This window comes from Pseudaminobacter soli (ex Li et al. 2025), from assembly GCF_003012705.1.
GTDB lineage: Bacteria > Pseudomonadota > Alphaproteobacteria > Rhizobiales > Rhizobiaceae > Pseudaminobacter > Pseudaminobacter soli.
Genome location: NZ_PXYL01000044.1, coordinates 1 through 7,769, shown reverse-complemented (window position 1 = coordinate 7,769; position 7,769 = coordinate 1). Strand labels below are relative to the sequence as shown.

Below are 7,769 nucleotides of genomic sequence, written 5' to 3'. Positions count from 1 at the left end.
TGCGCGGATCTCATCATGGCCTGACTGCAACAGCAGTCCGCTCGCGAGAGGCCGGATACATTTATGCAACTGAAATCGTCATTCGCGATGTCGCGAACCCTTGCACGGACGGGGCGGACCATACATTCTTTCCCAAAAGGTCTTTCAAAGCAGCATTGTCGAGCATCGCATCCGCCAGAAGCCGCTTCGGCTTCGTGTTCTCGTCCTCCAGCGTCTTCAGCCGCTTGGCCTCGGACACGTCCATGCCCCCGAATTTCGCTTTGCACTTATAGATGCTGGCATCGCTGACGCCGTGCTTGCGGCAAAGCTCCGAGACCGGCGTGCCCGCCTCGTGCTCCTTCAGAATGCCGATAATCTGTTCGTCTGTGAAACGGGTGCGCTTCACTGGTCCTCTCAATGGGCCAGAACTTACTTCAAATTGGATTATTTCAACGGGGCAAGGTCACCAAAACTGCCGCCTCCGCTCGTTTCGCTGCCGCGCAGACCGTTGCAGTGCGCGCAGTCGGCGTGAACACGAACTCTTCGCGCGTTCTGGCGGCCACCGCGTGGCGGTAGCAGTGCGGCTAGTTGGCCAAAGCGCCTGCAATGTGTGGCGCTATCTGACTACTGAGTATCTTTTCACCATCCAAGGTCAAATGATTGGTGTCATGGTATAGGGCGATGCCGTTTATCTGAGCAGGGCATTGGTCGCCAATACAAAGGCTCTCAGTCGGGTCAACATAGCGGATGCTTGGATGGTGCGAGAGCACCCGCTTGAGAGAAGAGACTATTTCTGCCGATTGGTCACGGTTCTTTGACAGCGAGGTTGAGCAATCCTTTGCACCACGCATCAGACATTCGGGAACCCTGCGCTCGAACTGAGGCGTCGGCCCAACAAGGATTATTTGCTCAGTACCCAGTGCCTCGAGGAATGCGATCGTCTTGTCGAGTTCGGCTGACAGGCGATTCCACGTGTTCTCGAAGAACAGATTGTCTACTGCGCGCCAGTGCGCTTTGAGAACAGCAAATTTGGGCGCTTTACCTGCCGCCTTCACGATGCTTTCCATCGCGCGCGGATACCTGGCACCGCATCCATCACCGTGGTCGCCCCACCTCCTGAAAACGCCAGAAGTAATAACTGGTGCGCATGCACGCTCAATGATCGTCGCCAATTTGGCGCCGCCGTCTTCGGCTGTTTGCTTTACGCTTTCGTATGAGGTTTCGGCATGCGAGTCGCCAATCAGGAGGCCGTATGGTGAATTCGCCAGCTTCTCAGCGCAGCCAGGAGACGGGGCATCGCTGGCTAGAATGGCGCACGGATCGTTGGCGTAGATTGCCCTTTTATCGACCGAGTTGACGTTGAGTTTTGCATAATCGCGTGCAGCGATCGGAAGGCTGATGAACAGAATAGAGGCGGCTACGACAGCGAGAAATAGGCAGGAAGCTGCGCTCGCTGCAACGGTGCCTCGTGTGCCGATTCTGGAAATGATCTGTCGACGATTGGCCCGAATTGGGCGCTCGACGAGCAGGTATGTTGCCGCCGCCAGCATCAGGGCGAATGCTGCCATTGCGCTGTCCTGTATCAAGTCTCGTTCGCCAAACCTGCTGATGCGAGCAAAGCTCAACAGGGGCCAGTGCCAGAGGTACCATGAGTAGGAGACTAGACCGACTAGGACCATCGGGCGTGCGGCAAGCAGCTTGATTGCTCTGGAGGAGGGTCGAGCTATGCCGGTAGAAATGAGCGCGACTGCCCCAGCAACTGGAACCGCTGCCCTCCAGCCGGGAAAGCCCAATTCGCTGTCGAATGCGACGATCGAATAGAAAATTGCCGCAAGACCCAATGTCGCGATCAGCTCCAGCGCAGATGCACGAATACCCGTCAGCCTCTTGGCGATGGCCGCGGCGGCACCGCCGGCAATGAACTCCCATGCGCGGAACGGTGCTAGAAAGAATGCGGGGTTGTTCTCACGCAGCGTTCCTATGACGCAGGCTGCGAATGACACGCATCCGATCACTATGGCGATCTTCACCAGCCTATTAGGCAGACTGGCGCAGATCACCAATGGGGCAATGAGATAAAATTGCTCCTCTACGGCCAGCGACCACATGTTGAGGAGTGGTTTCAGTTCGGAAGCGACATCGAAATAGCCTTGATGGTTGAAGAAGTAGTGGTTGCCAACCATTATCGACGACCACAGCATTTGCCTACCGAAGTCCTTGAACTCTGCTGGCGTGTACAGAACGATATTCGCGAGCACTGCACTGGTCGCGAGCACAACACCGAATGCCGGCAGGATGCGCAGCGAGCGACGTGCGTAGAACGTCCAAAGATCGAATCTGCCAGCACTTGCTTCCGCAGTGATGTGATTGATGATCAGGCAGCCGGAAATGACGAAAAACACGTCGACCCCAACGAATCCGCCCGTAAAGCCAGGCATTCCGGCATGGTAAAGCACGACGGACAGGATCGAGATGGCCCGCAGGCCATCGATGAATGGGAAATACTGGCTCTGTATTGAAACGGCCGAGGTCCCGGCCACCGTCACCCGCTGATTCATAGCGGATCAATCGCACTTTCAAACTGAAAGCTCAATCACGCGTCACGGCGGAACGGATCACTGTCGCCGCGACGGCATGATCGCTGGCGTAATTCCATAGAGCGCAAGCAAGGCCATACAGATCAGCAGCGCTATGCGTCGAACGTCCATGCGTAGCCATCGCCTCACACAAATGGATATGCCGGCATGACCCAAGGCGTCGTTGCGCCCGTCGGCTCCTTTAGGCGATCATCTGCTGTGCCCCGGCACTAAGAGACCCGGAGCGGTGGCCCCGAAGGCCCTCCGGGTCTCACCCGTTCAACCACCACATGCCGGCGATCACCAGCGCGAAGGCCACCAATCTCGCCGACCTCTGCCAGCCGTAAGGCTTCCCTCCGCCACAATCCGGCGACTTCTCATATCCGGTCACAGTTCGCTCCAAACGCTGCCCGCCCATACATGCGAAGACCAAGAGAACGAATGCCATGACGATGAAAACATGGGACGCCATCTGCGAAACCACGTCTCATATGTTGGCGACGACTGCGTTGTTCTGGATGGCGACGACGGGCGCGATCTCAGTTCGATCGGGCTGTCTTTTGGCGGCGATGCCGCTTCTATCGCGAACAAGAGGCAAGCCGACACGCTCAGAGAGATCCAACTCGGTCGTGAAGACGTTTCCTCGATCCTTTAAACGCGTCAGAACGAAGGTGTCTTCGGCGATCTGCCTCCGAATTTTCCCTTTGTTGTCGTAAGAATGGCCCATCTTAGTGATTGAGAACCCAGCGAGGGTCACAGACGGCACGCCCGTGAAAAGTGCGTAGCAGAGGGCGGCAACTCCGTTCGTCACATGGCCGACGTCTCCAATATCAGAGGGAAGTCCGCCAGTCACGACGTCGACGATCGCCTCGCGCTCAGCTTTAGTGGCGCGCATTAGGCTCTCATAACGCACGCGCGGCTTAGCCAGAAGGCTCAGATACATCACCCAAAGAGGCTGCGTATGGAGCCAGAGGAGGCCTCTCGTCCTTACATGAGGATGCTCTTCCCACGACTTCTTCCGCTTGCGGAACGTCAAGTCGGCGGGCGGGAGACCTAGTGCGTTGGCTGTCTTGCCTGAGTTGTTGACGTCGACGCGTGCACAATGTCCAACCAGGTCAAATGGAATCGTGGGGGACGGCGCGGAGCCGAGGATCAACCACGGCTTATCCAGAATGCCAAGCCGCGAGAGCCAGCGACGGTGCCTTCCTCGCAAGGCTTCAAGTGCGTCAGGTTCAATCGCCATCGCAAATTCCATAGCTAGAGTAATTGTCGCTAAATTAATTGAAGCTAAAGTATTTATTGTCTGTCATGCTTCTCTGACAAACTGTTATTTGCTGGATTTGTTAAAGCACCCGTAACACATCACAATGCTGTTCGAAAAGCCGGCGACCGGCAAATAGAGTTTCATACTTGCTCGGATATTCTGCGGCCGGTGTACGCAATAGATAGGACTTTCATTCTTCTAACGCGCGCGACATTCACCAAGTCTCAATGTTGGCGTCGTTGAGCTTGTCGGCTAACCACCATCCGAGAACTTCACAAGCTTTGGGAGCGCCGCTTTTCAAGCGCTGCCTCGGCGCTCCAATTTTTTCATAACTCGTCTCACCATCCCACGCCCCACGGCGGGAAAGGAACTGCCATGTTCGACGCTAGCACCGTCGCGGCCGTTCGGGCCGTGGCGACGACCCTGCACATCGATCCGGCGGCGCTGCTGGCTATCGCGGAAGTCGAGAGCCGCGGCCAGGCCTACGCCGTGGTTGACGGCCGCTGGGGGCCGCTGATCCGGTTCGAGGGGCATTACTTTGACCGCCGGCTGTCGACCAAGGATCAGCAGAGGGCGCGGGCGCTTGGCCTCTCTGCGCCGATTGCTGGCACGGTTGCCAATACGCGCACCCAGGAGGCGCGCTGGCGGCTTCTGGCTCGCGCGGCTAAGATCGACCGCAAGGCCGCCCTATGAAAGCTGCTCCTGGGGTGTCGGCCAGGTCATGGGCGCGCATTGGGCATGGCTTGGCTTCAAGTCCGTCGACGAGCTGGTCGATCTCTGCCGGCGCGACGTGGCCGGTCAGGTCGTGCCCATGGCGCGCTATATCGACAAGGCAGGGCTTGGGGCCTCGTTGCGCGACAAGGACTGGACCGCATTTGCCCGCGGCTACAACGGGCCGAGCTACAGGAAGAACGGCTATCACACCAAGATCGCGGCGGCATTCAAGCGCTACTCGGCGGCTCCTGTGGAGCCCGTCGCTCCGGCGCAGACGCCAAAGGTGGTGCCGGTGCCGCCTGAGCGGCCGAAGGATGAACCGCTGACGAAGTCCAAGCGGCTGTGGACTTGGCTGACAACCGGCGGGACCGGCGTTGGCATCCTGTCGGGGGTCGCCGGGCTCGATGTCTGGCTGCAGCGTGGCATCGGCGTGCTGCTCATCGTGCTGGCGGTCTATGCCATCGCTACCATGCCCGACGTGCGCAAGAAGCTGGGGCTCGGCTGATGCGCGAGTATCTCCTCGCCGCCGGGGTGATTGCTGGGCTGCTCGGCTTCAGCCACTGGCAGGCCTACCAGGCGGGCGCAGCTTCGGAGCGCGCCGCCACCCTCACCAGATCGATCGACCTCATCCGCGAAAGGAGCAAGACCAATGCGGAAATCAATCGTCTTGATGCCGCTGGCCTTTGCCGCGAGCTTGGCGGCCGCTGGGTGCAGCCAGACACTTGCGAATGACGGCGCCGCGTTCGAACTGCTGACGCCGTCACCGGCAACGCGGCAGTTCATCATCCAGAATGACCAGCCTTTCGCACGTCAGGTTGCCGGCCATAACCGTACCTGTAACAATCAGCCGGGGTGCCGGAAATGACATTGAGCCAGATCTTGGAGGCGCTGGGCATTAACGGCTCGGTTGTCGTTGCCGGCCTTTCCGGCGGCGTCCTGCGCTCGCTGTCCCGTAAGAAGCTGAAGGTGCGGGAGATGATCCTGTCGCCGATCTGCGGCGCGCTGGCGGCGGCATATCTCACGCTCCCTACGGTTCACTACCTGAAGGCGGTCGGTTGGCCAATGCCCTCAGAGGATGCGCAGGCCGTTCTCGCTTCCGCCTTCCTGATCGGCACCTGCGCGATGTGGATCTTGGACATCGTCTTCGAAGTGGTGGCGCGCCGATTCAGGGCACAAACACCGCCGTAGCTCACACTGGCGGCATTGCACAAAACGTTACCGAATTTGCAGCACTGGCAACTTTTGGCGACTGCTTCGCCGAAGCAGGTGAATTTCAAAACTCATATTGATATCGGGAAGCACGGACATCCGTTTGAGCGAGCATGCGCCTGCCAAACTTCCTCGGACAAAATTATTCCGCAATGCACTTCCACTTGTTCGTTCTGCTGGCCAATAAAGAGATCGAGGAAAGAGCGCAGGGAATGTGGGCCGTTCTAGTTGTCGCCGCAACTACAGCTTCGCGCTTGATCCGGAGCGGTCGTCATTATGATCCGCTCAACGGGATAGCGGCCGGGGAGATATTCGAATACCTGACCGCGCCCATATATTTTCCCCCGGATCCGTCAGCCGTGGCCACGATATTTCGACGCAATGCTCGGCGTTTCGGCCAGGCACGCCATGTCGCATCGATCGTCACATCGTGGCTCATTGATGCAGGGGCAACACGGGAAGCGGCAATGGCGTCACACGCAACGATTATGGCTGCGGCCATACTGCTGCCGGTCTAGGGCCGGAGCACTACACCCCCAAAGAAAAGCCCCAGCTTTCGCCGGGGCCAAAAGTCGCTGCGTGGTGCAGATCAGAACTTGTAGGCGATGCCCAGGCGGATGTCGTTGGTCCGCAGTTTAATCTTCGAATTGTCGTCCCAGTCGTTGCCGAAGCTCTTACGGCCGAAATCGGTGAAGCGATATTCGGCGCGCAGGATCAGGTTGTCGGTCATAGCGTAGTCGACGCCGGCGCCGATGTTCCAGCCAGTGAACGACTTCTTTTCCTGGAAGTCCCAGTCGCCTGTGCCATCGTGATCAAGGTCGAACTTGAATTCGGCGAATGACACGCCGGCGGCGACGTACGGCATCCAGCGGTCCGCTGCGTAGCCAATGCGGCCACGGACCGCGACTGAATCTTCGAGTGGGCAACGTGCCAGTTATCCGGCTCTGAGTCGCCATGCCAGGTCATCGAAGTTGTGCGCTTTATGCCGGAGAAATTTGCGTCGGCATCAACGCCGAGAACGACATTGTTCTGAAACTGATAATTGTAGCCGCCGTAGATGCCGCCAAAGAAGCCACGCGGATTGTAGTCAATGTCCGCGTATTCGAAGGCTTCATAGTGGGAATTTGCCCAGGCATAGCCCACCTGTGCGCCAACATAGAGGCCGGACCAGTTGTAGATGGCGACCGGCTCCTGGACGACTATGTCTGCGGCCTTGGCGCCAGTGATGCTTGCGGCAAGAAGTGCGGCAGCGGCAATGTACTTCTTCATGATGATTATCCCCTAACCCTTTCGGCGGATTAGTGCAGGATTTCTGTATTAGGCAATCGCGATTTGGTTGCGCCCGTGTAAAAGCAGACTACTGTTGCATTCAGGCTACATCGTCCGCAGTCGCGCAATGCCGTTTTTCCTGACCTGACTAGCAATCCGGTTGAGAGTAATTTGCGCGCTAGTCCGACAGAGTTGGACTTCCTTCTCCATAGGAAAAGAGCCCGCTCCGGTTTTCCGGGGCGGACTTTTCCTATTTCAAGGCACCATTCTGCCCTACATGACCCGCACTTTAGCCCTAAATTACTGAAGCTGTTGCCAGCCCGTCGTCTCTGTGAGGCGGCGGGCTTTCTGCTTTTCAGCGCAGGCTCGACGGTAACACCCTTTCCTTCTGGCTAACCGCGTGGCGTTCGCCACCGTACCAATCATTTCTCTTCGATTTGCCACATTGCATCGGCAAGTCGTTGCCCATAAGCAGATGCCGATTTTGGAGCACTGCATCCCAAAGGCGGGGTTGGAGGGGTAAGTGAACATGGCCTTCGCATCGAGCCGCTCGGCTCCTCCACCCCCGTCATCCTGGCATCATCCGGTAGAGCGGCTCAACTATCGCGCCGACATCGACGGACTTCGAGCTCTCGCGGTTTTCCCGGTGGTTCTGTACCATGCAGGCATCGCTGGCTTTGGCGGCGGCTTTGTCGGCGTCGACGTATTTTTCGTGATCTCGGGCTACCTGATGGCGGCGGTGATCATCGGAGAGCTCG

The 7,769-nt window shown here is 58.1% G+C and carries 8 protein-coding genes and 2 pseudogenes; 6 read left to right on the top strand and 4 right to left on the bottom strand.

Annotation, left to right across the window (positions count from 1 at the left end):
- Positions 1-121 precede the first annotated feature (121 nt).
- From C7I85_RS29940 to C7I85_RS29925, 3 genes and pseudogenes are all read right to left on the bottom strand, one after another.
- Positions 122-385 (bottom strand): annotated as a pseudogene (locus tag C7I85_RS29940) (transposase); the annotation flags it as partial.
- Between the two features lie 178 nt (positions 386-563).
- The gene (locus C7I85_RS29935; protein WP_106727633.1) at positions 564-2,537 is read right to left on the bottom strand and encodes an acyltransferase family protein; all 1,974 of its coding nucleotides are present in this window, start codon (positions 2,535-2,537) and stop codon (positions 564-566) included.
- Positions 2,538-3,042: 505 nt separating this feature from the next.
- Positions 3,043-3,798, bottom strand: coding sequence for a hypothetical protein (locus C7I85_RS29925; protein ID WP_342587329.1), 756 nt, complete (start codon positions 3,796-3,798; stop codon positions 3,043-3,045).
- A 396-nt stretch (positions 3,799-4,194) separates the two neighbouring features.
- On the opposite strand from C7I85_RS29925, the pseudogene C7I85_RS32220 reads away from it, so the two are divergent.
- From C7I85_RS32220 to C7I85_RS29905, 4 genes and pseudogenes are all read left to right on the top strand, one after another.
- Positions 4,195-4,771 (top strand): annotated as a pseudogene (locus tag C7I85_RS32220) (N-acetylmuramidase family protein); the annotation flags it as partial.
- A gap of 266 nt (positions 4,772-5,037) precedes the next feature.
- Positions 5,038-5,265, top strand: coding sequence for a hypothetical protein (locus C7I85_RS29915; RefSeq protein WP_106727631.1), 228 nt, complete (start codon positions 5,038-5,040; stop codon positions 5,263-5,265).
- A gap of 129 nt (positions 5,266-5,394) precedes the next feature.
- Positions 5,395-5,721 carry a hypothetical protein gene (locus C7I85_RS29910; protein WP_106727630.1) on the top strand — a complete coding sequence of 109 codons (327 nt, stop codon included), beginning with the start codon at positions 5,395-5,397 and terminating at the stop codon, positions 5,719-5,721.
- Between the two features lie 134 nt (positions 5,722-5,855).
- A complete protein-coding gene (locus C7I85_RS29905) occupies positions 5,856-6,260 on the top strand; it encodes a hypothetical protein (protein WP_106727629.1) in 405 nt (134 codons plus the stop codon).
- Between the two features lie 71 nt (positions 6,261-6,331).
- Here C7I85_RS29905 and C7I85_RS29900 read toward each other — a convergent pair whose 3' ends face one another.
- A complete protein-coding gene (locus C7I85_RS29900; protein ID WP_280954432.1) occupies positions 6,332-6,676 on the bottom strand; it encodes an outer membrane protein in 345 nt (114 codons plus the stop codon).
- Between the two features lie 20 nt (positions 6,677-6,696).
- On the opposite strand from C7I85_RS29900, the gene C7I85_RS30815 reads away from it, so the two are divergent.
- Both C7I85_RS30815 and C7I85_RS31455 read left to right on the top strand, forming a co-directional pair.
- Entirely contained in the window at positions 6,697-7,044 is a 348-nt protein-coding gene (locus C7I85_RS30815; RefSeq protein ID WP_146149018.1) for a hypothetical protein, read from the top strand.
- 496 nt (positions 7,045-7,540) lie between these two features.
- The coding region (locus C7I85_RS31455; protein WP_342587330.1) for an acyltransferase family protein at positions 7,541-7,769 on the top strand (229 nt) is incomplete at its 3' end.

Coding starts and splice junctions, on each gene's coding strand:
- C7I85_RS29915 (WP_106727631.1), top strand. CDS start 5,038: ATGCGCGAGTATCTCCTCGCCGCCGGGGTGATTGCTGGGCTGCTCGGC.
- C7I85_RS30815 (WP_146149018.1), top strand. CDS start 6,697: ATGCCAGGTCATCGAAGTTGTGCGCTTTATGCCGGAGAAATTTGCGTC.
- C7I85_RS29910 (WP_106727630.1), top strand. CDS start 5,395: ATGACATTGAGCCAGATCTTGGAGGCGCTGGGCATTAACGGCTCGGTT.
- C7I85_RS29925 (WP_342587329.1), bottom strand. CDS start 3,798: ATGGCGATTGAACCTGACGCACTTGAAGCCTTGCGAGGAAGGCACCGT.
- C7I85_RS29905 (WP_106727629.1), top strand. CDS start 5,856: ATGCGCCTGCCAAACTTCCTCGGACAAAATTATTCCGCAATGCACTTC.
- C7I85_RS29935 (WP_106727633.1), bottom strand. CDS start 2,537: ATGAATCAGCGGGTGACGGTGGCCGGGACCTCGGCCGTTTCAATACAG.